Consider the following 24,164-nt stretch of genomic DNA (forward strand, 5'->3'; position numbering starts at 1 on the left):
TTCCGATGATTTGGATTGTTTTGGCGATCCTGCTGATTGTTTTTCTGGGCAGCAATATTGTTATTGTACCGCAGGCGAAAGCCTTTATCGTGGAGCGGCTTGGCACATACCGCGGCACATGGAACACAGGCCTGCATTTTAAGGTGCCGCTTTTTGAGCGGATCGCCCGCAAGGTGACGCTCAAGGAGCAGGTCGTCGATTTTCCGCCACAGCCTGTGATCACGAAGGATAACGTAACCATGCAGATCGATACTGTTGTCTATTTCCAGATTACGGACCCGAAGATGTTCACATACGGTATCGAAAGCCCGATGGCAGCGATCGAAAACCTGACGGCAACGACGCTCCGCAATATTATCGGCGATTTGGAACTGGACCAGACGCTGACCAGCCGGGACATCATCAATACCAAAATGCGCGCGATTCTGGACGAGGCTACGGATGCGTGGGGCATCAAGGTCAACCGTGTGGAGCTGAAGAACATCATCCCGCCGGCGGCAATTCAGGAATCCATGGAAAAGCAGATGAAGGCCGAACGCGAGCGCCGCGAATCCATCCTGGTGGCAGAAGGCAAAAAGCAGTCCGCTATTCTGGTAGCGGAAGGCGAAAAGGAAGCGACCGTTCTGGCGGCAGAAGCCAACCGCCTGGCAAAAATCAAGGAAGCGGAAGGCGAGGCGGAAGCCCTGCTGACCGTGCAAAAAGCGCTGGCTGATTCGATTTCCCTCCTAAACAACGCTGCTCCGACCGAACAGGTCATCAAGTTGAAATCGCTGGAAGCGTTCAGCAACGCAGCGGACGGCAAGGCGACAAAAATCATTATTCCGAGCGAAATACAGAGCCTTGCAGGATTGGCAACTTCATTTAAGGAAGTTATGACTGATCCGAAAACCGAAAAGTAAGCCGTGGCGGCCAGCCTGCCGGATATGCTCCGGCGGGCTGGTTTTTTGCTGTATTCTTGACAGATTGGCTTTTGAATGATACTATACTTTAATAGGTACTTATGTGTCTCGGGAGGGGTTTCGTTGGCAGTCAGAAAGAATCAAACCGAGGTGGAATGCTGCGAGGAGCATATCGTCCATACGGATGCCGTACGGCAGGCGCGCAGCACGATGCCGGGAGATGAGATCACATCGGCCGCTTCAGATTTTTTTAAGGCGTTTTCCGATAAAACACGGCTGCGCATCCTGACCGCTCTGGCAATAGAGGAATTATGCGTTTGTGATATTGCGTCGCTGTTGGGGATGAGCCAGTCCGCGATTTCCCACCAGCTCCGCTTTTTGAAGCAGGCGCGTCTGGTAAAGAGCCGGAAAGATGGAAAAACCGTGTATTATGCGCTGTGCGATGACCACATTCAGACAATTTTGGCACAGGGCATTGCGCATGTACAGGAGGGATAGACGATGGACGAAAAGAAAAACCGGCCGGAGGATCAGCCGGCTGGAAATCGTGAAGAAGGGCAAACGCCGCAGAATATGGGCGCGCCGGAAGAGCTTCTGGCGCAGGTTTCCGCAGGGCCGATCGCTTTTTCCGACGATTTTGTGGAAAATATTTTGTCCGATCTTGAAGAAAGCGCTTCTGATTTTCCAGAGCTTCCGGTAGAGCCGCTGACAGCGACACCGATTGCCGGTTCCGCGCCTGCACAGACTCCTCCGCAGGAGGCAGAGGAAAAAACAGATTCGGCGCCGCAGGAAGAACTGCCGCAGGACGAGGAGCAGCCGGAAGCGAAAGAGGACGTTCCTGAGGAGGGACAGCCGGAAGCCGCGGAAGAGGAGGAACTGCCCGAACCCGAGAGGGAGACGGCTGAAGAGGAGAATACCGAAGCGCTTCCTCCGCTGGATGAAAGCCTTGCTCTGGTGCAAAATGAACCTGAGCAGCCAGATGAGACAGAGGGCATGTCTCTGATCGAACGCGCGCGGTATCACGCCCGAATGCGGCGGCGGGAGCAGACCCGCCTGCGCAGGGAAAACGCGCGACGCGGCGGCGCGGAGCCTTATCAGCCCATGTCTATGATGGATGTTCGCTTTACGTCGGTCCGTTTGGCAGTGGCGGTGGTTTTCCTGCTGCTAGGGCTGCTTTTGCAGCGTACCAGCGACACGGTCGCGTTCATTCTGTATCTGATCGCCTATCTGATCACGGTTCTGCCGATCGCCGCGAATGTGGCGCGCAACTTTACCCACGGGAAATATTTTGACGAATACCTGCTGATTCTGGTTTCTTCGTTCGGTGCGTTCCTGCTTGGGCTGCACGCGGAAGCGAGCGTGGTCCTGATCCTGCATGGCGTAGGCAAAATGATCAGCGATCTGGTGCTCAGTTCCACGCACAAGTCGCTTTCCCAGCAGGTTGATTTCATCCCAGAACGGGCGTCGGTCGTCAATATGCAGGGAGAAGAACGGCAGGTCACACCCGCCGAGGTCCGTGTGGACGACTTTGTTCTGGTCCGGACGGGCGAGCGCATCCCGATTGACGGCATTGTATTGCGCGGCGAAGGCATAGTGGATGATACGGTCTTGACTGGCGACAGCGAGCCGGCACCGGTGGTTAAAAACGCCAAGGTACTGGCCGGCAGCCTGTATACCGGTTCTTTGCTGCTGCTGCGGGCGACCGCAAAATTTGAGGACTGCGCGGTCAGCCAGATCATGCGTGTACAGGAGGAGGGGGCGGGCCGGAAAGCCTCTCTGGAGGACAGTGTGATGCATGGCGCGGCGCGCTTTATTCCGGTCATTGTCGTTTTGGCGATACTCCTTTCGGTCATCCCGCCTCTTTTCAATTCCAGTACCCCGATGCAGAATTGGGTCTACCGCGCGCTGACGATTCTTGTGGTATGCTGCCCGACGGCGCTGGTAATTTCGGTCCCGCTCAGTTTTATGGGAGGAAGCGGCCGCCTGTCGCAAAAGGGCATCCATGTCAAGGGCAGTGAAGCGGTAGAGAAAATGGCCGAGTTGCGTATGGTTGTTTTCGATAAAACCGGAACCTTGACCGAAGGGAACCTGCGTGTCAAGGAGATCCACGGAACACAGGATTTTAATCAGGAAAGCATCCTTGCGCTGGCCGCCGCTGCGGAGCAGCTCTCCAAGCATCCGGTCGCCCGCGCGGTCGTTTCCGCTTATCAGAGCGTGCCGCAAAAGATCAGCGAATTTGAGGAGTTCCCGGGACGGGGCGTGCGCGCGCGCATCGGCAACCGGAACCTGCTTGTCGGCAACCGCCGGCTGATGGTATCGCGCGGCGTAAAGGGCGTGCCGGATATCCGCGGCACGGTCGTTTATGTCGCCTATGAAGGCGATTATGCCGGCGCGATCGTGCTTGAGGATACCGTCCGTCCGGAAGCGGCGGAGGCGGTTTCCGGCCTCAAGAGCCAAGGGGTCCTGCGCACGGTCATTTTGACCGGCGATACCGAATCGCCTACCCAGCAGACCGCGGACGCAGTCGGAATCGATACGGTCCACTATGGCCTGCTGCCCGAGGAAAAGGCATCGAAAATGGAATTCCTGCTCCGCACGATCCCAACGGACGGTACGGCGGCTTATGTGGGTGACGGCGTAAACGATATCGAGGAGCTTAAGCTGGCGGACGTCGGTGTGGCGATGGGTGTAGCCGGATCACAGGAATCCGCGGACGCCGCCAATGTGCTGATTATGACCAACAGCCTGACTCGCCTTTCCGACGCCATGCGGGTCTGCCGCAGAACACACAATATCGCGCTGCAAAACATGGTGCTGGTGCTGGCGATCAAAGTGATCCTGGTCCTGCTCACCATCCTGGGCGTGACAAGCATGTGGCAGGCAATCGCGGCAGATGTTCTGCTTACTATCCTGACCGTACTCAACGCGGCCCGCATTTTAGGCATCAAATAAAGAAAAAGACCATGCCAGATTCAAGATGGTATGGTCTTTTTGCTCGATTTATGTTATACTGATTCTGTATCTTGTTTTGGAGGAAAACGACTTGCACAAAAAGATGGAAGCCATCCTGTCCCGCGTACAGAAGCCGGCGCGCTACGTCGGCGGCGAATGGGGATCAGTGATGAAAAATAAAAAGGACGTAGACCTCAGGTTCGCTTTCTGTTTTCCGGACACCTATGAAGTCGCCATGTCTCACTTGGGTTCCCGCATTCTGTACGGCCTGCTCAACGACCAGAAAGGAATCTGGTGCGAGCGCATCTGCGCGCCGTGGATCGACATGGAGGAGGAAATGCGGCAGGCGGACATCCCGCTTTACGGTCTGGAAAGCGGCGATCCGCTTTATGAATTTGATATCATCGCGTTCACCCTGCAATACGAGCTTTCCTTTACCAATATTTTGAATATGCTCGACCTCGGCGGTGTGCCGGTGCTGGCGAAAGACCGCACGGAGCTGAAACATATGGTCGCCTGCGGTGGGCCGTGTGCTTACAATCCAGAACCGCTCGCGGATTTTGTCGACCTGTTCATGATCGGCGACGGCGAGGAGATCATGCTCGAGTTCACCGACCTGTACCGCAGGGCCAAGCGCGAGGGCTGGACCAAGCAGACCTTCCTGATTCAGGCGACACAGATCGAGGGCATGTACGTTCCTTCGCTATACGAGGTCGCTTACCACGAGGACGGCACCATCGACCGCGTTACGCCCACGCATGGCGCGCCCGCGCTGGTGCAAAAACGCATCGTCAGTGATCTGGACACCATGTACTATCCGGAATCCTTTGTTGTTCCTTCGACCGATATCGTGTTCGACCGCGCGATGATCGAGCTGTTCCGCGGCTGCCCGCGCGGCTGCCGCTTCTGCCAGGCAGGGCATACCTACCGGCCGCTGCGCACCAAGTCCAAGGAGGTGCTGCTGAAGCAGGCGGAGGCCGTGCTCAAAAACTCGGGCTATGAGGAGATTTCGCTTTCCTCGCTGTCCACCAGCGACTACGGCGACCTGTCCGGCCTGACCGAGTGCATGCTCGACTACTGTGAGCCGCGGCACATCAGCCTGTCGCTGCCCTCGCTGCGGGCGGACAGCTTCAGCGCCGAACTGATGCAGCGCGTGCAGAAAACGCGCAAAAGCGGCCTGACCTTTGCCTGCGAGGCAGGTACCCAGCGCCTGCGCGACGTGATCAACAAGAACATCCGCGAGGAGGACGTGCTGCACGCGTGTGAAATCGCGTTTCAGGGCGGCTGGAACAATGTAAAATTATACTTCATGATCGGCCTGCCGACCGAGACTTATGAGGATCTGGACGGTATCGCGGAAATCTGCAAAAAGGTGGCCTACTGCTGGCGCATGAATACCAATAACCGTGCGCGCGGCGTGCGCATCACAGCCTCGGCCTCCTGTTTTGTACCCAAACCGCAGACCCCGTTCCAGTGGGACGCGCAGGATACGCTCGAGCAGTTCCGCGAGAAGCAGGCACATATGAAGGTCATCATGAAGACCAAAAACGTCACCTACAACTGGCACGACGCCGAGACTTCAGTGCTTGAGGGCGTGATCGCCCGCGGCGACCGGCGGCAGGGAAAGGCGATTTACCTCGCTTGGCAGCGCGGCTGCAAGATGGACAGCTGGGATCAGTGCTTTGACTATGAAAAATGGATGCAGGCCTTTGCCGACTGCGGACTTGACCCTGCGTTCTACGCGTCCCGCCAGCGCCCGCTGGACGAGATATTCCCGTGGGACCACATCGGCTGCGGCACACGCAAGGAGCACCTCAAGCGCGAATGGGAGCTGTCCCGCGAAGCGGCGGTCACGCCCGACTGCATGCACAAATGCGCGGGCTGCGGCGCGAACGCCCTGCTGAAGGGAGGGAAGTGCTGTGTTTAAGGCCAGAATGAAATTTGCCAAGGAGGGACGGGCAAAGTATATTTCCCACCTCGACCTGATGCACACTATGCAGCGAGCGATGGCGCGCTGTCAGATGCCGCTGTGGTTTACCGAGGGCTTCAACCAGCACGCCTATGTGTCGGTCGCCCTGCCGCTCTCAACCGGTTATTCGGGCGAGTGTGAATTCTTGGATTTCAATATCACCTCCGAAGTAGTGCCAGAAAACGCGGTGGAAGCGCTCAACGACGTGTTCCCCGCGGGATTGCGCGCGATTGAGATTTATCCCCTCGAGGATGGGGGAATGAAGGTCGGCGCGATTGCATGGTCGCAGTACCGCATCACCTGGGGCTTTGAGGATGCGGCTCCCGCAGGCTTTACCGGCGCAGTGCGCGCGCTGTTCTGTCGCCCGTCGGTCGAAATCATCAAGCGCTCCAAGCGCGGGGAAAAGACGGTCAATATGAAGGACCTGATGTGCGATTTAACCGTTTCCGAAAGCGGAGACGAGGTGACCGCCGTCGTCACCACCGCCGCGGGCAACAATAACATGAGTCCGGAATACCTGACAAGGGCGATCCGGCAGTATCTGCCGCAGTACGATATCCCGTTCAGCGCGTATCACCGCATGAACGTATTTACGGCTGACGGCACCCCATTCCGATAAGAGGAGGCATAAAATGCCCGCTCCAGTTACTGTTTCTAAAGAACAGCTTGATAAACAATTTACCTATATCGATGCGGTAGCGGGGCTGATCCGAGACAAACGCCCGCGCGCCTATACGCACACCTTTGGCTGCCAGCAGAACGAGGCGGACACCGAGCGCATCCGCGGCATGCTGCACGAAATGGGCTACGAGATGACCAACAATGCCGATGAGGCGGATTTTATCCTGTTCAACACCTGTGCGGTACGCGAGCATGCGGAGGACCGCGCGTTCGGCAATATCGGCGCGCTCAGCCACCTGAAAAAGCGCCGGCCGGAGGTTATCATCGCCCTGTGCGGCTGTATGGCGCAGCAGGAGAAAAACGTAGAAAAGATCAAAAAAAGCTATCCGCAGGTTAGCCTGCTGTTCGGTACGCACGCACTGTGGCGGTTCCCGTCGCTGCTGTACCGCGTGCTGACGGAAAAAAAGCGCGTGTTCGATATCGGCGGGGAGGACGATATCGCGGAGGGCCTGCCTGTGTTGCGCGCACGCGGCGCGAAAGCGTGGCTGTCCATCATGTACGGGTGCAATAATTTCTGCACCTATTGTATCGTCCCTTATGTCCGCGGCCGCGAACGGAGCCGCCGGCCGGAGGAAATCGAAAGGGAACTGCGCGAGCTGATCGCCGCGGGATACAAGGAGATCACGCTGCTCGGCCAGAACGTCAACTCCTATGGTAAGGACCTGGGGCTAAATATCGATTTCGCCGGCCTGCTGCGAAGGCTGAACGCCGTACCCGGCGATTTCTGGCTGCGGTTCATGACCAGCCATCCCAAGGATGCTAGCCCCAGGCTGTTCGACGCCATGGCGGACTGTGAAAAGGTGGCAAAGCAGTTGCATCTGCCGTTCCAGTCGGGAAGTAACGAGATTCTGCGCCGCATGAACCGGCATTACACTGCGGAAAGCTATCGTACCCTGATCCAAGACGCGCGGCAAAAGATGCCTGATATCACCCTTTCGAGCGATATCATCGTCGGCTTCCCGGGTGAAACCGAGCAGGACTTTGCACAGACCCTTGCGCTGGTCGACGAGGTGCGGTTTGATCTGCTTTTTACCTTCCTGTACTCCCCGAGAAGCGGCACGCCGGCGGCCTCGTACGAGGATCCGGTGACGCCGGAGGAAAAACAGCGGCGCTTTGAACGGCTGCTCCGCGTACAGGACGAGATCGTCGCGGAACGGCAGGCTGCCTATCAGGGGAAGCGGCTCCGTCTGCTGGTGGACGGTATGGCCAAAGGCCCCGACTATCCCTATACCGCGCGCACGGAGGGGAACCTGCTCGTTTGCGTATGCGGAGACGGTATCCAAACTGGGGAATTTATCCAAGCTGAGATCGAAAAGACAACGCTTCGCTGCCTGTTTGCGCGAAAATTGTAGAAAGAGGTACGATAATGGCTGAACTCACGCCCATGATGAAGCAGTATTTCGAAATCAAAAACAAAAATAAGGACTACATCCTTTTTTACCGTCTGGGTGATTTTTACGAGATGTTTTTCGACGACGCCAAACTGGTTTCCCGCGAACTTGAGCTGACGCTGACCGGCCGTGACTGCGGCCTGGAGGAGCGCGCGCCCATGTGCGGCGTGCCGTACCACAGCGCGGAGGGGTATATCGCAAAGCTCGTGCGAAAGGGGTACCGCATTGCCATTTGCGAACAGATGGAGGACCCCAAGCTGGCAAAAGGACTGGTCAAGCGCGAGATTATCCGCAGGGTGACGCCGGGTACGGTCGTCGAAGCATCAATGCTGGATGAAAGCCGCAACAACTTCCTTGGCTGCATCTACGCGGAACAGGGCGGTATTGGCGTATGCTTTGCGGATATCACGACCGGAGAGGTCTATGCGACCGGCTCGGAAAGCTGGCAGCATATTTTCAGCGAGCTGGGACGCTTCGGTCCGCGTGAGGTGCTGGTCGGCGGCATGGCAGTGGCTGACGCAACGCTTCTTTCTTTTTTGAAGGAACGGCTGGAAGCGCTGGTAGAGCCGATGCCGGAGGATTGTTTTGACGCGCAGCGTGCTTCCGAGCGCATCTCCCATTATTTTCGCATAGAGGATTTCGATGCGGCGGGCCTGACTGCCCTGCCTCGGGCCATACAATGTCTGGGCGGCCTGCTTGACTATCTGGAGCAGACCCAGCAGGCAAGCCTTGCCGCGCTCAATCATCTGGAGGTATACCACCAGGGGCAGTATATGGAACTGGATCTGATCGCGCGCCGCAATCTGGAGCTTTGTGAAACCATGCGCACCAAGGAAAAAACAGGGACGCTGCTCTGGGTGCTTGATAAAACACGAACCGCGATGGGCTCGCGCCTTATCCGCCAATGGCTGGAGAAGCCGCTGTACAACCCGCTTCAAATCGTGCGCCGCCAGCAGGCGGTCGGGGCGCTGTGCGACGATTTGATCGCCCGTACGGCGCTGGGCGACGCGCTTAAAAGGGTGTTCGACATGGAGCGGCTGATCGGCCGCGTGACATATGGCACGGCCAACTGCCGCGACCTGCGCGCACTTTCGTCCACGATCGCGTGCCTGCCTGCGATCAGGGAGCAGGCGGCGCTGTTCGGTCAGGCCATGCTGCAGGAGCTGACGGCCAACATCGACCTGCTGGAGGATATCCGCGCGCTGGTCGAGACTTCCATTGTGGACGAGCCTCCCATCCTACTGCGCGAGGGCGGCCTGATCCGTGCTGGCTACCATGAAGAAATCGATTACCTGCGCGACCTCGCCTCCGGCGGCAAGGGGAAGATCGCGGCGATCGAGCAGCGCGAGCGTGAAAGGACCGGTATCAGCAAGCTCAAGATTGGCTATAACCGCGTATTCGGCTATTACATAGAGGTCAGCAAATCCAACGCGGACGCTGTGCCGGAGGATTATATCCGCAAGCAGACGCTCGCCAACGGCGAACGCTATATCACTGAGGAACTCAAGCAGCTCGAAAGCACCGTGCTGGGCGCGCAGGAGCGGCTGACAACGCTGGAATACGAGGTCTTCGTAACGATCCGCGAACAGATCGCCGCCGAGGTGCATCGCGTTCAGAAAACCGCGCAGGCGGTCGCTGCGCTTGATGTGTTGTGCGCGCTGGCAGAGGTAGCCTGCGACAACAACTACACCTGTCCGGTCGTGGATTTTACCGACCGCATCGAGATCAGGGATGGACGTCATCCGGTGGTGGAAAAAATGCTGGCGGACAGCCTATTCATCCCCAATGATACAGTGCTGGACAGCGGGGAAAACCGTGTCGCCATCATCACCGGCCCCAATATGGCGGGGAAATCGACCTATATGCGCCAGGTCGCGCTGATCACAATTATGGCGCAGATCGGCTCGTTTGTGCCCGCCTCCTCCGCGCATATCGGCGTGGCCGATCGGGTGTTCACACGCGTCGGCGCATCCGACGACCTGGCCAGCGGCCAGTCCACCTTTATGGTCGAGATGAGCGAGGTCGCGGATATCCTGAAGCATGCAACCAAATCCAGCCTGCTGATTCTGGACGAGATTGGCCGCGGCACCTCGACCTATGACGGCATGAGCATCGCCCGCGCGGTGATCGAATATGTCGCTGACAAGAAAAAGGTAGGCGCGCGCGCCCTGTTTGCCACACATTACCATGAGCTGACCGTTCTCGAAGAATTGGTAAAGGGCGTCAAAAATTATAACATCGCGGTCAAAAAGCGCGGTGATGACATCACATTCCTGCGCAAAATTGTGCGCGGTGGCGCGGATGACAGCTATGGCATCGAGGTTGCCAAGCTCGCGGGTGTTCCGAACGCGGTCATCAAGCGCGCCAAGGCCGTGCTATCGGACCTGGAAGCGACCATGCCCAAAATCGAGCTGCGCGCGGTCGCGGAAGAGGACGAAGTGCCGCAAATGACAATGGACAGCCTTTCCGGAAACGCGGTCGCCGAACGGCTGCGCGCGCTTCAGGTGGATACAATGACCCCGATCGAGGCACTGAACGCGCTGTATGAGTTGAAAAAGCTGGTTTGATAGGGTGTCTTATTATGCTTGACCTTGTATCCTGAAAGGAAGTAACGATGGCAATTATCCATGAATTATCCCCGCATCTGGCCGACCTGATCGCGGCGGGCGAGGTGGTCGAACGACCGGCCTCCGTCGCCAAAGAGCTGATCGAAAACGCGATCGACGCGGGTTCGACCCGCATCACGGTGGAAATCGAAAGCGGCGGCATCACTTATCTGCGCATCGCGGATAACGGCTGCGGCATGTCGGCGGAGGACGCCCCCATCGCATTCCGCCGACATGCGACCAGCAAGCTGCGAACAGAGGAAGATTTGGCCGCAATCGGCACGCTGGGCTTCCGCGGAGAGGCGCTCGCGGCGATCTCATCGGTCACGCGCATCGACCTGTTCACCCGCCAGGGGGGCGCGCTCGCCGGCCTCCATCTGCATCTGGAAGCAGGGGAAATACAGGCAAACGAGGAAGCGGGCTGTCCGGAAGGCACAACAATCGTTGTGCGCGACCTGTTTTACAACACGCCCGCGCGCATGAAATTCCTCAAAAAGGATTTCACCGAGGCAGGCTATATCCTTGGCGTGGTGCAGCATGCCGCGCTCTCCCATCCGGAAATCGCTTTTACACTGATTCGGGACGGAAAACAGGTATTTTCCACGGACGGGAAAGGTAAGCTTCTTGCGCCGGTATTTTCTGTATTCGGTAAGGAGATGACCGCCAATATGATCGAAGTGCCGAAAACCGAACGCAACGGCATGACCGTATACGGCTATATTGTGAAGCCGCACGCAGGACGGCCCAACCGATCGATGCAACATTTCTTTGTCAATGGGCGTTATGTCAAAAGCCGCTTGATGCAGGCCGCGCTGGAGGAAGCCTATCGCAACGCTATCATCACCGGCAAATATCCCTCCGGCGCGGTGTTTCTCGAGCTGCCGCTCGCAGCGGTGGACGTAAACGTCCATCCCGCCAAGACCGAGGTAAAGTTTTCACAGGAAAAGCCGGTGTTTGAGGCAGTTTATATTGCCTGCAAAAACGCGATCTCGGCGAATGACAATATGCCGCGGCTCGAACACAGGGAAAAGGAGGCTCCCGCCAGACCAAGAGAGGACCATTTGACGCAGGAGCAGCAACGGTTCGCGGTTCCGGCCCCCTCTTTTTCCACTGCACCCGTATCCAAGGCCGCTGCCGAAGAACCGCCTGAACTGGAAGACTTTTTGGTTTCCGTGCCGCCGCGTGCGCAGAAGCCGCGCCCCTATACCGGCTATGCTGCCGCGCCGCGCATCTGGGAGGGAGACCCGCCGAAGCACACATTTCGTCCCTATCCGGTCCATGAGCCTGCGCCTGCCGCTGAATCGCGTCCGGAAGCTCAGGAGCAGCAGTCCACCGCTCCCGCGCCGCAGGAGCCGCGCCTTGAACCGCTTGACACTGGCGCGCGTGTGATCGGAGAATGCTTTCAGACCTATCTGATCGCGGAGGACAAGGATGGATTGATTCTGATCGATAAACATGCCGCGCATGAACGCATCCTGTTCAATAAAATGCGCGCGGAAACCGATATGCCGCAGCAGGAGCTGCTTGCGCCGGTAATCGTGGAGTTGACCGGAGAGGAAGCGGCGGCGATACAGGCTCGGCTCGGCGATATTCGGAAAGCGGGGTTTTCCATCGATCCGTTCGGTGAAAACAGCTTTGCCGTGCGCAGCGTACCGGCCTATCTGGACAGCGGAGACGTGCAAAGCGTGATCGGCGAGCTGGCTGAAAAGGCGATGAACAGCCGCGCAACCGTGCCGGACCAACTGGACGACCTGATCCATACGGTCGCCTGCAAGGCGGCGATCAAGGCTGGCAGGGCAACGACGCAGATTGAATTGCAAGACCTCTGCGACCGTGTTCTGGCAGACGAAAATATCCGCTCTTGCCCGCACGGGCGCCCAACCACCGTGCGGCTAACGAAATACGAATTGGATAAGCTCTTCAAGCGCGTCAATCAATGAGGGAGAAAGCCATGGAAAACCGTCTGATCTGCATCTGCGGCCCTACCGCGAGCGGTAAAACAGCGCTTTCTGTTGCACTGGCGGAACAACTGCATACCGAGATCATATCAGCCGATTCCATGCAGATATACAGGGGAATGGACATCGGCACAGCCAAGCCGACCACAGGGGAGCGGAAGGGCGTTCCGCATCACATGCTGGATATCTGTGCGCCTGACGAGCCTTTTTCCGTTGCGCGCTATGTGGAATTGGCGGATGCGGCGGCACAGGACATTCTGGCGCGCGGCAGGATACCGATTGTCGCGGGCGGAACCGGTCTGTATATGGACGCGCTGATAGAATGCAGCACTTTTTCCGGCGACGAAACCGATCTTTCCGTGCGGGAAAAATATCAGAGGATGGCGCGGGAGCAGGGGAACGCGGCGGTACATGCCTGCCTGTCCGCAGTTGATCCGGAAAGCGCGGGCAAGCTTCATCCCAATAACCTCAAGCGCGTGATCCGCGCGCTTGAGGTGTACGAACAGACCGGCATGACGATCCAGCAATTGAACCGCCTGCATAAACGGTCCGCGCCAAAGTATCGGGCGGCCAAGATCGGCGTCTGTCCGGCAAGGCGGGAAACGCTGTATCAGCGGATCGACAGCCGCGTCGATCAAATGCTGATAGACGGACTGCTGGAGGAGACACGACGCCTCTGGATGCAGGGCGCGCTGACCGGAACAGCCGCGCAGGCCATCGGCTACAAAGAGCTTTTGGGATATCTGGAGGGTCTACAGTCGCTCGAGGAATGCGTTGCACTCCTCAAGCAGCGCAGCCGAAATTATGCAAAACGGCAGTTTACCTGGTTAAAAAGAGATGACAACATCCACTGGATTTATTATAATAATAGCGAGGACTTTGCTTCCGTATTACAGGATGCGACAAATTATCTGCAAAAACTCGGTGTACAATGATACCAGAAAATGTAAATTATTGGAGGAATCATTGTGCGAAACGAAATCAATCTGCAGGACAGGATGCTGAGCGTGCTGCGCCAGCAGGGACAAACGATAACGGTTTTCCTGACAAACGGTTTTCAGATGCGCGGAATCATCCGTGGATTTGATAATTTTATTGTCATACTGGAAACCGATGGGAAACAGCAGATGATCTATAAGCATGCAATATCAACGATCATTCCGCAGCGGCGTGTCGATCTGTTTACTCAGAGGGAGGAGCACCTGCCGGCGGAATAATACATATGAGGACTCAGCATGGAAGAAGAAAGAATTCCCCAGCGAAAAAAGAAGAAACGCCGCAATTATGGAAACCGGCTCGCCTTTGTCATCGCCGGCGCCGTTATCTTTGCCTATGTGTTTTTTGAAATCTTTTCCGCTTATTTCGGCGGGCTGGAAACCGAGCCGGCCGTTCAGGTTTCGGTCAACGACAGCTTTAACGCAGTCGGTTGGTTTTTCCGCGATGAAGCGCCCATCGAGGGACGGACGGGGGAATCGGCCAAACATATCGTTTACAGCGGGGAGCGCGTCCAGAAGGACGCGCCGCTCGCAACCATCTATGCGGATGAAGCGGCGCTTGCCATCAGCCGGCAGCTGGAGCCTCTGGAAAATAAAATTGAGCTTTTGGATGCCGCGCTGCAATCGTCGAACGACGAAGCGGATTCGGCAAAGATTGACCAATTGATTACGCTTGCCCTGCAGCAGATGGCCGGCCAGGTCCGCAGCGGTTCGGGGATATCGCTGTCCGCTTCTGCGGATTCCCTCCGTACCCTTTCACTCCGGCGGGAATCAGGGCATATCGATACCGCTGCAATTACTGCGGAGCGGGATGCGCTGGCAGCCGAACGGGACAGCCTGAACGCGCAGCTTTCCGGCAGGACAAGCCAGCTTACTGCACCGTTTTCCGGCTATTTTTCGGATAATGTGGATGGGTATGAACAAATATTGACTCCGGAAGTGCTGGATGAGCTGACAATCGACACATTCCACGAGCTGACGCAGCAGGGAAAGGTACAGGCGGATTCCTCTTCCATGGGGAAAATCATTCAGGGATTCAGCTGGTATCTTGTTTCAGAGGTTTCCACCGAAGACGCGAACCGGCTTACAGAAGGGCAAAACCTGCGTATAAACTTCACACAGGCCTCTATGGAAGCGCCGGTATCGGTATATTCCATCATCAAGGAGCATAACAGTGCAACCGCTCTGGTCGTGCTGGAGGGGACAAGCTTTGACAGTGAGATGGTTTCTATGAGGAGCCAGCCGATAGAGATCATTATCGCCTCCTATACTGGCCTGCGCGTTCCCAAGCAGGCGGTGCGCATGGATGGCAATGAAATCGGCGTATACATTTTAAGCGGCTCGGTTGAAAAATTCAAAACGATCCATAAATTGTACGAAACAGATTCTTATTATGTTGTGGAGCAGAGCGCAACGGATGCGGGCGCGCTGGTTGCAAAGGATCAAATCATTGTCCGCGGTAAAAATCTGCAAAATAATATGGTGGTGAGAACATGACAGAACAGGAAAAAAGCGAGCTTTACAGCCGGATACAGGCCGTACAGGAAAGGATCGACACCGCAGCGGAAAAAGTCGGCCGCGACCCGAAGGATATCATTTTGGTTGCCGCGTCCAAAATGAATGACGCTGAACGGGTGCGCACCGCTATCGCATGTGGCATCCGCGTCTGTGGGGAAAATCGGGTGCAGGAGCTGCTCGATAAATACGAGCAGAATGCCTATGCAGGGGCTGACCTGCAGTTTATCGGTACACTGCAGACCAATAAGGTCAAATACCTGATCGGCAAAGTATCCCTGATCCAGTCCGTTGGGTCGGTGCGCCTTGGCGAGGCGATCGCCAGGGAAGCGGAAAAGCGCGGCATCCGACAGGATATTCTTCTGGAGGTCAATATTGGCAGAGAGGCTGCCAAAAGCGGCCTGCTACTAGAAGAACTGGATGACGCGGTTTCCAGATTGTGTGAAAAAAAGTCGCTGCACATCCGCGGCCTGATGGCGATTCCGCCGATCGCTGACCAAACATCAAAAAACTTGAGCTATTTCACCGAAATGCACCAAGTATTTGTTGACATTTTGACGAAAAAATACGATAATGTAAATATGGATTATTTGTCTATGGGTATGACAAATGACTTCGAAACGGCGATTGCGTGCGGTGCGAACATGGTTCGCATTGGCACGGCGATCTTTGGCGCGCGGCCTTATCAGATCGTCTCGCCTTAAAACGTAAGGAGGAACTTGGTATGGGTTCGATCAAAGGCTTTATCGATTGGGTAAAGGGCGAGGAAATCGAAGATGAGTTCGAGGAGGAACTGCCCCGTAAGCGCAGCGAAGAGCCTGTGATGGGCAGCTCGCCTTCCGCTTATGACAGCATCGCTTCCGACACGGTTTCGTCCCGCCGCAGCAATAAAGTTGTCAATATCAACGCCACAACGCAACTGGCTGTTGTTCTTGTAAAGCCCGACCGCTTTGAGAATGCGGCGGAGATCGCAGACCATTTGAAAGATAAGCGCACGGTTGTCCTCAATTTGGAGCAGACCAATAAGGATGTTGCCCGTCGTCTGGTTGATTTTTTGAGCGGCGTGGCATACGCAAATGAGGGGAAAATAAAAAAAGTTGCCAACAGCACATATATCATCACGCCCTATAACGTCGATATTATGGGGGACCTGATCGATGAGCTGGAAAGCAGCGGCATGTATTTTTAAGGTTGGTCCGCTGTGATAAATCTTTTTATTTTGAATTTTGTCACGTCGATCGTTCGATGTTTGGAATTTTTGCTTTTCGCGCGGGCAATTATGTCTTGGTTCGCTCAGGGCAGGGATTCAAAGATATATGAATTCCTTTATACGGTCACAGAACCGCTGGTATTACCGTTCCGCCATTTGCTGGACGGGGTCCGGTCGTTGCGAAACGTTCCGATTGACATTGCTTTTTTGCTCGCTTTTTTTACCCTTGAGTTGGTTTTGATGCTGCTTTACAGCTTGTAATTTATGGGGAAAGCGAAGTGGTCGGGCAAAGCCCGGCCATTTTCCCGTAAAACGGCGGATATAGAATATAACGGAGGAAAACTATATGACGGTGCAGGAAATTCAGGAAATTGGTTTTGAAAAAGCGGTTTTCGGCGGATACGACATGAAATCAGTCGATACGTTCTTAGAGCGGGTCGCCGAAGAATTCGCCTCCATGCAAAAGGAAAACGCTGCACTCAAAGCGAAAATGAAAGTGCTCGTCGATAAAATAGAGGAGTACCGCGGTGTGGAGGACGGCATGCGCCGGGCGCTGATGAGCGCGCAGACCATAGCGCAGGATACGATTGACAGGGCGAAAAAGGAAGCGGAGGAAATCGTTTCCGTCGCCAAAAATGAAACCGAAAACAAGGTGAAAAGCACGCAGGACGAGATACAGCTTGAGGAGCAGAAGCTCGAGGCTGCAAAAAAGAACACCATCGAGTTCATAGCGCGCGTTTCCGCTGTTTATCAGGCGCAGGCCAAGGCGCTTGTAGAGCTGGCGAAGGGGGAGAAGTTAGTCCGTCCGCAGCCGGCGTCAGCCGAGCAGGCATCGGAAAAAGCACCGCAGGCTGCTGCGGCGCCATCCAGTGCGGAAGCGGCTCCGCTGGAAAAGGCTGATGCGCCGATCGCGGATGCGACACGCAAATTTGACTTTGGCGAGCTGAAATTTGGCGCGGATTACGATCCGAAAGAAGTAAAGTAAAAGCGAAAGGACTGACACTGCAACATGCAGCAGGATTACAATAAGACGATCAATCTTCCCAAAACCGATTTCCCGATGCGCGCCGGCTTGCCGAAGCGCGAACCTGGCTTTTTAGAGGGCTGGGAAAAGCAGGACATCTATCATGAGATGATGAAAAAGAACAAAGGCAAGCCGCTTTTTGTGCTGCACGACGGCCCTCCTTATGCCAATGGCAATTTGCATATGGGCCATGCGCTCAATAAGATCTTAAAGGATTTTATTGTGCGCTCCCGCAATATGATGGGGTATCAGGCGCCGTATATCCCGGGCTGGGATACGCACGGTCTTCCGATCGAGCGACAGGCAATCAAGGCATACGGCATGGACCGTGATAAGGTTTCCACTGCGGAATTCCGTTCCAAATGCGAGGAATTTGCGCATAACCATGTGAACACGCAGCGGACGCAGTTCAAGCGTCTGGGCGTAATCGGCGACTGGGAGCGTCCATACCTGACGCTGACACATGATTACGAAGCCGCCCAGATTGAGATTTTCGGCGAGATGGCAAAGCGCGGGTACATCTACAAGGGCATGAAGCCGGTCTACTGGTGTCCGCACGATGAGACTGCGCTGGCTGAAGCGGAAATCGAATATCAGGATGAGCCCTGTTCCTCGATTTATGTCAAGTTTCATGTAACGGATGACAAGGGCGGCAAAATCGCCTCCATTACCGGCGGGCTGGAAAATGTCTATTTTGTGATCTGGACCACAACCACCTGGACGTTGCCGGGCAACCTTGCGATCTCGGTCAATCCGGTGTTTGAATATGATCTGGTCAAGGTTCCGTCAGGCGATATTTATGTGCTCGCCAAGGAACTGGTCGAAGCCGTTATGAAAGCAGCCAGGATTGATTCCTGGGAAGTGCTGGGTACGCTGCTGGGCTCCGATTTGGAGCTGATGCGCACCAAGCACCCGATCATGGATCGCGAGAGTCTTGTGATTTGCGGTAACCATGTTACACTGGACGCCGGTACTGGCTGCGTTCATACCGCGCCCGGCTTCGGCGCGGATGACTTCATTGTCTGCCAGAAGTACGATATTCCGATCATCGTACCGGTTGATGGCAAGGGGATGACGACCGCCGACGCGGGCAAATACGCAAATCTGTATTATGAAAAGTCCACGCCGGTCATCTTGGAAGATCTCAAGTCCTGCGGCGCGCTGCTGGCAATCGAAGAGATCGTACACAGCTATCCGCACTGCTGGCGCTGCAAGAACCCGATCATTTTCCGTACGACCGAGCAGTGGTTCTGTTCAGTGGATGCACTCAAGGATGATGCTGTCAAGGCATGCGAGCAGATCAAATGGATTCCGGCCTGGGGCGAAGAGCGCATGACTTCCATGATCCGCGAACGTTCGGATTGGTGTATTTCCCGCCAGCGCGTATGGGGCGTGCCGATCCCGATCTTCACCTGCAAAAAATGTGGCAAGCCGCTGGTGAACGAGCGGACGATTCAGCTTGTTGCGGACCTGTTCCGTGACAAGGGATCGAACGCCTGGTTCGATATGCAGGCATCTGAAATTCTTCCATCGAATATCAAATGCGAGTGCGGCTGCAGCGATTTTGAAAAAGAAACCGATACTATGGATGTCTGGTTTGACTCCGGCTCATCCTGGCGCGCAGTCATTGAAAACCGCGAGCATCAGGCGACACCGGTGGATGTATATCTGGAGGGCAACGACCAGTACCGCGGCTGGTTCCAATCTTCCATGCTGACGTCGATTGCCACGCAGGGCAAAGCGCCCTATAGGACGGTTATCACCCACGGTATGATCGTGGACGAGGAACGGCAGAAAATGTCCAAATCGCGCGGCAACGGCATTTCGCCGGATGATATTCTGGCACAGTACGGCGCGGATGTAATGCGCCTGTGGGTTGCATCCTCGGATTACCGGCAGGATATGCGTATTTCCAAGGACATGCTGGGGCATTTGTCACAGAATTACCTGAAGATCCGCAATACAGCGCGTTATATCTTGGGCAATCTGTTTGACTTTAATCCCCAGACTGATAAGATTGCGTATACGGAATTGCCGGAGCTTGACAAGTGGGCGCTGATGAAACTGAACGAACTGGTTGCCAAGGTTCGCGAGGGATACGATTCCTATGAGTTCCACACGGTATTCCATACAATCCATAAGTTCTGCGTTGTTGATATGTCCAATTTCTATCTGGACGTGATCAAGGACCGCCTGTATTGTGATGATACGACGGGCCTGAGCCGCCGTTCGGCCCAGACCGCAATGTATAATATCCTCAGCGCGCTGGTGCGCATGCTTTCCCCGATCCTGTGCTTCACTGCGGACGAAATCTGGCAGGCTATGCCGCACACAGAGGAGGACGACATCCGCAACGTAGCGTACAATGAAATGCCTGCTGTAGACGATTCCTTGGCGTTCAGCGAGGAGGATTGTGAAAAGTGGAACAAGCTAACCGCATTCCGCGATGATGTCAACAAGGCGCTCGAAGGCGCTCGGAATGAAAAAGTCATTGGCAAGCCGCTGGAGGCCAATGTCACTGTGTATGCAAACCAGGATACGGCGGCCTTCCTCATTGGCTGCGGCCAGGATTTGGCTGATCTGTGCATTGTTTCCGAGCTTGCTGTTGTCGCGGGTGAGGGAAGCGGCATGGTGAGCGAATACCTCCCTGGACTGAAGATTGCAGTCGGCCGCGCTGCGGGTGAGAAGTGCCTGCGTTGCTGGAAGCAGTCCCAGTCAGTCGGGGCCAACGCGAAGCATCCCGCCTTGTGCGCGCGCTGCGCCGAGGTTGTCGGCTAAATGAAAGCGAAAGGGGAACAGAATTTTCTGTTCCCTTTTTATGATAGGAGTCAATATGTATGCCATTATTTGTCTTCGCGGCACTGATTATGGTCGAAATTGACCAGCTTGTTAAATCTTGGGCGCTGAATGAACTGAAAGATCTGCGCACCCTACCGATTATTGGCGACGTATTCCATCTGACCTATGTAGAGAATCGAGGCGCCGCATTCAGCCTGTTCTCCCAGTTTGATTCCCGATGGATCTTTGTTGCGCTGGCTTGCGTTATCACCGTGGTCATTCTGGTTCTGCTGCAAAAAAAAGTAATGCAGACGCAGCTTGGACAATGGTCCCTGGTCCTGATTGCCGCAGGTGCGGTGGGTAATGCGATCGACCGTGTGATACACGGTTTTGTCGTGGATTTATTCGATTTTCGTCTGATCCATTTTCCAGTATTCAATGTCGCGGACATCTTTATTTGCACGGGCGGCGTGCTTTTCGTCCTGTATGTCATGTTCCAGCACAAAGAGAAAGAAGAACAGCCGCCGAAAGAAGCTGCAAAGCTCACAGAAGAGGACGAACAGACAATTTCGGAGCAGGCGCATGAAGAATAACTTTCGGTTATCCGTACCGGATACGGAATCCGGTCAGCGGATCGACAGCTATTTGGCGGAACAGATTCCAGGCTTGACCCGCTCTACAGTGCAGAACCTGCTTGCGGAACAGGCTGTCACCATTGCGGGCAAGGCTGTAAAAAAGAATTATAAGCTGTCGGGTGGAGAGGATATCCTGGTCCAGCTTCCGGAAGTGCGGGAGGTAGACCTGAGTCCCGAGGATATCCCGCTGGATATTATATATGAGGATTCAGACATCATTGTCGTCAACAAACCGCGCGGGATGGTCGTTCATCCCGCTGCCGGAAACTGGTCCGGCACTCTGGTAAACGCACTGATGTTCCATTGCGGGACCAGCCTGTCGGGTATCAATGGCGAACTGCGTCCCGGCATTGTACACCGGATCGATAAGGATACCAGCGGGTTGCTGGTTGTGGCCAAAAACGACACCGCACATCAAAGCCTCGCGGCACAGATTGCGGCGCATACCGCGTTTCGTGGGTACGAAGCAATCGTCGTCGGATCCCCTAAACTGGACAGCGGGACCATCGATAAGCCGATTGCACGCCATAAAACCGATCGCAAAAAAATGGCTGTGATGGAAGGCGGACGGAACGCCGTGACCCATTATAAGGTGTTGCATCGTTTCCGCAGTTATTCCCATATGGCCTTTCAGCTCGAAACCGGACGGACGCATCAGATCCGCGTGCATATGGCGTCGGTCGGGCATCCGATTATCGGCGATCCGCTGTACGGCCTTGCCAAAGACCGTTTCGCTCATATCGGCGGACAATGCCTGCATGCCGCGCGCCTTACCTTACAGCATCCGCGAACAGAGGAAGTCATGTGCTTTTCTGCACCGCTCCCTGACTATTTTACGGATATTATTGCAAAACTGGAGAAGATGGAATGAATAAATTTGAGGGAATGCTGCTGGCCTGTGATATGGATGGCACCTTACTTGACAGCAGCCGACGGATATCAGAACGGAATGAACGCGCACTGCGGTATTTTACGGAGGAGGGAGGACGCTTTTCCTTAGCCACTGGGCGCGCGCCCGGGGCAATCCGCAGCTACCTGCCGCAGCTTCCGTTTAATGCACCGTACAGCCTTCTCAACGGGTCGTTGATTTTAAACGAACAGCATCAGGTAATGCGCTGCGCCGGCATGCCGGTGGAAACAAAGGAATTGATTCAGACAACTTTGTTAGAATTTTCACAAATAGGTTGCGAAATTTTTATTGGCGACCGTATCCTGGTATGCCAGTCAAGTGAAGTAACCGAACAGCATATGCGCACCCTGCATTTGGATTTCGAGACGGTTTCTCCGAACCGTCTTCCGGATACTACAAATTGGTGCAAAATCAATTTTACAGGCGATCCCGCGCTTATGAATCAGGTAAAGGCGTTTTTGAAGCCATATCAGGATCGGTTTTGCATGGCATCAAGTATGCCTTCATTTTGGGAGGTTACGGCGCAGGGCGTCAACAAAGGAACCGCCCTGGAAACGATCGCACAAAACTGCGGAATACCGCACGACCGGATATTCGCCGTTGGAGACAGCTATAATGATGAGGATATGATCCACGCAGCATATCTGGGTTTTGCACCAGCAAATGCGGACGATGGGATATTACAGGCGGCAGACATCCATGTCCGAGAGAATGACCTGGATGCGGTCGCCGCAGTAGTCGAATATTTGGAAGCGCATTATTCATGATGCGCTTCTTTTCACCCCCCTCAATTATACAAAACTTTTCTTTTGTATAATTATATATATCTTCTTTTTAGAAAGCACCCTCTCTATTGGGGAGCGATATCAACGACGACAATCTCCGGCGGATTAAAAACACGGGGCTTCCAATCCAATACCAGGCCGCGTCCCACAATTTCCGTCATAGCACCAATTTGATACTGGCCACCGGCGTATTCCGGAAAAAAGCCTTGATTGGGCGCAATCAGACCATTCATGATATACGGGATTCTCCATTGGCCGCCGTGTGCATGACCGCAAAGCGTTAAATCAAACGGATGCGCAGCGTATTCCTCTATATATTCCGGACGGTGCGCCAGCAGGATATGAAACGCATCATCCTTGAACAGGTCGTCAAAACTTTGCAGCGCTTTCCGGTAGGACGCTGCATTCCCATATGAGCTTGGCACGCGGTCGCCATAGGCTGCCGGATCATCCACACCGCAGATCACATATTCTCGGCCGTCCACTGTTATACGCTCCCGTTCATTATGTAAGACGTGTATTCCATAGGACTCTATCATCCGGAATATCTGCTCCGGCTCACTGCTCCAATATTCATGATTGCCGGATACATAATAGCATGGCGCGATTTCTGTAATCTGTTTTAGCAGCAGCTTTGCGCCGTCCTGCGGTTGTTTATCGTCAACAATATCGCCGCATAGTGCGATAATATCCGGCTGCAGCTCCTTCACCCTGCGAAGAAGCGGTGTCTGGTCATTTCCGTAAACATAGCTGTGCAGGTCGGAAAGCATGACGATGCGCAGCCTTTCCTCTGCGTTGAGTTTGGGCGTTGACACCGTATAGCGACGTGGCGTCAATCCGCAATATAGGCCGCATATCCCCACGCCGACCGCGCACATCAGGACAGCGGACAATATCCGTTTTCTTTTCATTACTGGGACTCCTTTTTTTCTTTATTTATTAAAAAAGCGCGGCAGGTCCTCTCCCCTCCGCGCTTTTTGGTTCAGCCCACCTGCTGGCTTTTATGATGCAGGTCAATCTGTTTGGATTTAATAAATACGCTAAGCTTTTTGTAAGCCAGCATCGTAATCACCGTCAAAATTACACCCTTAATCAGATTGAACGGCAATATGCCAAACAACAAGTATGCACTCATCCCATCAATCGCAGGATTGACCGCAGCGCACATCTGGAATATCGCATCCAGATTCCACCCCATTCCGTTCACATAAAACGGAATAATGAGAAAATAGTTGGTCAGCATCCCCATGCAGGCCATGGCCACCGCGCCGACGGCGCAGCCGATAACCGCAAATTTACGGCTTTTGTGCATGCGATAAAGCAACACAGCAACAATCACCAGGGTGGAAAGCATCAGAAAATCCGCCAATTCTCCCGAACCGGCCGTTTGGCTCTGTGTTAAATGGATCAGATCCTTGATACCGATCATGGTAATCGCCGGGCCAATTCCAAAAATAAACGCGCCGATCAGGACCACCGCTCCGGAAAGGTCCACTTTGAGAAACGGCGGCATAAACGGGATCGGGAATTCAAAATACATAAGAACGGTAGCGATTGCCGCAAATACGGCGGTATAGGTGATCTTGCTTGCTTTTGTCATGGTTCTGTCTCCTTTGTAAGGAGTTCTGTTTGGTTGGGTAAATAAAAAGCCCTTGGAAATCTCCAAGGGCGTGCAGACGTACCGAGATACACCTGTTTCTTTCATCCGGACTATAACCGTCGGTTGGGATTCACACCCATCATGCCTTGCGGCTCGCAGACTATCAGGAACGACGCCCTGTATACTGCCGGTGGAGACTTTCACTCCGCCCTGAAACAGAACTGATTTAATTTACGCTTTTATTATAGGTCAATTA

General features: G+C 54.8%; 21 protein-coding genes and 1 riboswitch. Of the genes, 19 read left to right on the forward strand and 2 right to left on the reverse strand.

The window, feature by feature from the left end; translation table 11 throughout:
* Positions 1 to 5 precede the first annotated feature (5 nt).
* From DBQ51_RS00895 to DBQ51_RS00985, 19 genes are all read left to right on the forward strand, one after another.
* Complete coding sequence (locus tag DBQ51_RS00895) at positions 6 to 899, forward strand: SPFH domain-containing protein (RefSeq protein WP_054325942.1); 894 nt, start codon at positions 6 to 8, stop codon at positions 897 to 899.
* Positions 900 to 1,022: 123 nt separating this feature from the next.
* Positions 1,023 to 1,397, forward strand: a complete 375-nt coding sequence (locus DBQ51_RS00900) for an ArsR/SmtB family transcription factor (RefSeq protein ID WP_242977793.1) — start codon at positions 1,023 to 1,025, stop codon at positions 1,395 to 1,397.
* Between the two features lie 3 nt (positions 1,398 to 1,400).
* Positions 1,401 to 3,851: a heavy metal translocating P-type ATPase gene (locus DBQ51_RS00905; RefSeq protein ID WP_107630492.1), complete on the forward strand. Its 2,451-nt coding sequence runs from the start codon at positions 1,401 to 1,403 to the stop codon at positions 3,849 to 3,851.
* Between the two features lie 103 nt (positions 3,852 to 3,954).
* On the forward strand, positions 3,955 to 5,778 hold the full coding sequence (locus tag DBQ51_RS00910) for a TIGR03960 family B12-binding radical SAM protein (protein ID WP_107632108.1): 1,824 nt from the start codon (positions 3,955 to 3,957) through the stop codon (positions 5,776 to 5,778).
* A complete protein-coding gene (locus DBQ51_RS00915) occupies positions 5,771 to 6,439 on the forward strand; it encodes a TIGR03936 family radical SAM-associated protein (RefSeq protein ID WP_054325945.1) in 669 nt (222 codons plus the stop codon). The genes DBQ51_RS00910 and DBQ51_RS00915 overlap by 8 nt, the downstream gene beginning before the upstream one ends.
* Positions 6,440 to 6,452: 13 nt before the next feature.
* Positions 6,453 to 7,853: a tRNA (N6-isopentenyl adenosine(37)-C2)-methylthiotransferase MiaB gene (gene miaB / locus DBQ51_RS00920; RefSeq protein ID WP_107630494.1), complete on the forward strand. Its 1,401-nt coding sequence runs from the start codon at positions 6,453 to 6,455 to the stop codon at positions 7,851 to 7,853.
* 14 nt (positions 7,854 to 7,867) lie between these two features.
* Positions 7,868 to 10,459: a DNA mismatch repair protein MutS gene (gene mutS, locus DBQ51_RS00925; RefSeq protein ID WP_107630495.1), complete on the forward strand. Its 2,592-nt coding sequence runs from the start codon at positions 7,868 to 7,870 to the stop codon at positions 10,457 to 10,459.
* Positions 10,460 to 10,506: 47 nt separating this feature from the next.
* Entirely contained in the window at positions 10,507 to 12,438 is a 1,932-nt protein-coding gene (gene mutL / locus DBQ51_RS00930; RefSeq protein WP_107630496.1) for a DNA mismatch repair endonuclease MutL, read from the forward strand.
* Between the two features lie 11 nt (positions 12,439 to 12,449).
* Positions 12,450 to 13,391, forward strand: coding sequence for a tRNA (adenosine(37)-N6)-dimethylallyltransferase MiaA (gene miaA, locus DBQ51_RS00935; RefSeq protein WP_107630497.1), 942 nt, complete (start codon positions 12,450 to 12,452; stop codon positions 13,389 to 13,391).
* Between the two features lie 30 nt (positions 13,392 to 13,421).
* Positions 13,422 to 13,673, forward strand: coding sequence for an RNA chaperone Hfq (hfq, locus tag DBQ51_RS00940; RefSeq protein ID WP_199855207.1), 252 nt, complete (start codon positions 13,422 to 13,424; stop codon positions 13,671 to 13,673).
* Between the two features lie 18 nt (positions 13,674 to 13,691).
* Complete coding sequence (locus DBQ51_RS00945; protein WP_107630498.1) at positions 13,692 to 14,948, forward strand: HlyD family efflux transporter periplasmic adaptor subunit; 1,257 nt, start codon at positions 13,692 to 13,694, stop codon at positions 14,946 to 14,948.
* Complete coding sequence (locus DBQ51_RS00950; protein WP_107630499.1) at positions 14,945 to 15,670, forward strand: YggS family pyridoxal phosphate-dependent enzyme; 726 nt, start codon at positions 14,945 to 14,947, stop codon at positions 15,668 to 15,670. Before DBQ51_RS00945 ends, DBQ51_RS00950 begins: the two co-directional genes overlap by 4 nt.
* A 20-nt stretch (positions 15,671 to 15,690) precedes the next feature.
* The gene (locus tag DBQ51_RS00955; protein WP_054325952.1) at positions 15,691 to 16,155 is read left to right on the forward strand and encodes a cell division protein SepF; all 465 of its coding nucleotides are present in this window, start codon (positions 15,691 to 15,693) and stop codon (positions 16,153 to 16,155) included.
* 12 nt (positions 16,156 to 16,167) lie between these two features.
* Positions 16,168 to 16,437: a YggT family protein gene (locus tag DBQ51_RS17470; RefSeq protein WP_082396650.1), complete on the forward strand. Its 270-nt coding sequence runs from the start codon at positions 16,168 to 16,170 to the stop codon at positions 16,435 to 16,437.
* 85 nt (positions 16,438 to 16,522) lie between these two features.
* A complete protein-coding gene (locus DBQ51_RS00965) occupies positions 16,523 to 17,161 on the forward strand; it encodes a DivIVA domain-containing protein (RefSeq protein WP_107630500.1) in 639 nt (212 codons plus the stop codon).
* A gap of 24 nt (positions 17,162 to 17,185) precedes the next feature.
* Positions 17,186 to 19,978 (forward strand): isoleucine--tRNA ligase, encoded by a 2,793-nt coding sequence (gene ileS, locus DBQ51_RS00970; protein ID WP_107630501.1) that lies wholly within the window; start codon positions 17,186 to 17,188, stop codon positions 19,976 to 19,978.
* Between the two features lie 59 nt (positions 19,979 to 20,037).
* Positions 20,038 to 20,571, forward strand: a complete 534-nt coding sequence (gene lspA, locus DBQ51_RS00975) for a signal peptidase II (RefSeq protein ID WP_107630502.1) — start codon at positions 20,038 to 20,040, stop codon at positions 20,569 to 20,571.
* On the forward strand, positions 20,561 to 21,484 hold the full coding sequence (locus DBQ51_RS00980; protein ID WP_107630503.1) for an RluA family pseudouridine synthase: 924 nt from the start codon (positions 20,561 to 20,563) through the stop codon (positions 21,482 to 21,484). The genes lspA and DBQ51_RS00980 overlap by 11 nt, the downstream gene beginning before the upstream one ends.
* A 14-nt stretch (positions 21,485 to 21,498) precedes the next feature.
* The gene (locus DBQ51_RS00985) at positions 21,499 to 22,290 is read left to right on the forward strand and encodes an HAD family hydrolase (protein ID WP_159068018.1); all 792 of its coding nucleotides are present in this window, start codon (positions 21,499 to 21,501) and stop codon (positions 22,288 to 22,290) included.
* Positions 22,291 to 22,373: 83 nt separating this feature from the next.
* Here the strand turns inward: DBQ51_RS00985 and DBQ51_RS00990 are convergent, their stop codons facing one another.
* Entirely contained in the window at positions 22,374 to 23,219 is an 846-nt protein-coding gene (locus DBQ51_RS00990; protein WP_107630505.1) for a metallophosphoesterase, read from the reverse strand.
* Positions 23,220 to 23,290: 71 nt separating this feature from the next.
* On the reverse strand, positions 23,291 to 23,908 hold the full coding sequence (locus DBQ51_RS00995; RefSeq protein ID WP_054325960.1) for an ECF transporter S component: 618 nt from the start codon (positions 23,906 to 23,908) through the stop codon (positions 23,291 to 23,293).
* An 89-nt stretch (positions 23,909 to 23,997) separates the two neighbouring features.
* Positions 23,998 to 24,130: riboswitch (FMN riboswitch) on the reverse strand.
* Positions 24,131 to 24,164 lie beyond the last annotated feature (34 nt).

Source organism: Agathobaculum massiliense (assembly GCF_900291975.1).
Taxonomy (GTDB): Bacteria; Bacillota; Clostridia; order Oscillospirales; family Butyricicoccaceae; genus Agathobaculum; species Agathobaculum ammoniilyticum.

Excerpts from the sequence above, each read along its gene's own strand:
- DBQ51_RS00895 (WP_054325942.1), top strand. The coding sequence starts at position 6 with ATGATTTGGATTGTTTTGGCGATCCTGCTGATTGTTTTTCTGGGCAGC.
- DBQ51_RS00905 (WP_107630492.1), top strand. The coding sequence starts at position 1,401 with ATGGACGAAAAGAAAAACCGGCCGGAGGATCAGCCGGCTGGAAATCGT.
- DBQ51_RS00910 (WP_107632108.1), top strand. The coding sequence starts at position 3,955 with ATGGAAGCCATCCTGTCCCGCGTACAGAAGCCGGCGCGCTACGTCGGC.
- miaB (WP_107630494.1), top strand. The coding sequence starts at position 6,453 with ATGCCCGCTCCAGTTACTGTTTCTAAAGAACAGCTTGATAAACAATTT.
- mutS (WP_107630495.1), top strand. The coding sequence starts at position 7,868 with ATGGCTGAACTCACGCCCATGATGAAGCAGTATTTCGAAATCAAAAAC.
- mutL (WP_107630496.1), top strand. The coding sequence starts at position 10,507 with ATGGCAATTATCCATGAATTATCCCCGCATCTGGCCGACCTGATCGCG.
- miaA (WP_107630497.1), top strand. The coding sequence starts at position 12,450 with ATGGAAAACCGTCTGATCTGCATCTGCGGCCCTACCGCGAGCGGTAAA.
- DBQ51_RS00945 (WP_107630498.1), top strand. The coding sequence starts at position 13,692 with ATGGAAGAAGAAAGAATTCCCCAGCGAAAAAAGAAGAAACGCCGCAAT.
- DBQ51_RS00950 (WP_107630499.1), top strand. The coding sequence starts at position 14,945 with ATGACAGAACAGGAAAAAAGCGAGCTTTACAGCCGGATACAGGCCGTA.
- DBQ51_RS00955 (WP_054325952.1), top strand. The coding sequence starts at position 15,691 with ATGGGTTCGATCAAAGGCTTTATCGATTGGGTAAAGGGCGAGGAAATC.
- DBQ51_RS00965 (WP_107630500.1), top strand. The coding sequence starts at position 16,523 with ATGACGGTGCAGGAAATTCAGGAAATTGGTTTTGAAAAAGCGGTTTTC.
- ileS (WP_107630501.1), top strand. The coding sequence starts at position 17,186 with ATGCAGCAGGATTACAATAAGACGATCAATCTTCCCAAAACCGATTTC.
- lspA (WP_107630502.1), top strand. The coding sequence starts at position 20,038 with ATGCCATTATTTGTCTTCGCGGCACTGATTATGGTCGAAATTGACCAG.
- DBQ51_RS00980 (WP_107630503.1), top strand. The coding sequence starts at position 20,561 with ATGAAGAATAACTTTCGGTTATCCGTACCGGATACGGAATCCGGTCAG.
- DBQ51_RS00985 (WP_159068018.1), top strand. The coding sequence starts at position 21,499 with ATGCTGCTGGCCTGTGATATGGATGGCACCTTACTTGACAGCAGCCGA.
- DBQ51_RS00990 (WP_107630505.1), bottom strand. The coding sequence starts at position 23,219 with ATGAAAAGAAAACGGATATTGTCCGCTGTCCTGATGTGCGCGGTCGGC.
- DBQ51_RS00995 (WP_054325960.1), bottom strand. The coding sequence starts at position 23,908 with ATGACAAAAGCAAGCAAGATCACCTATACCGCCGTATTTGCGGCAATC.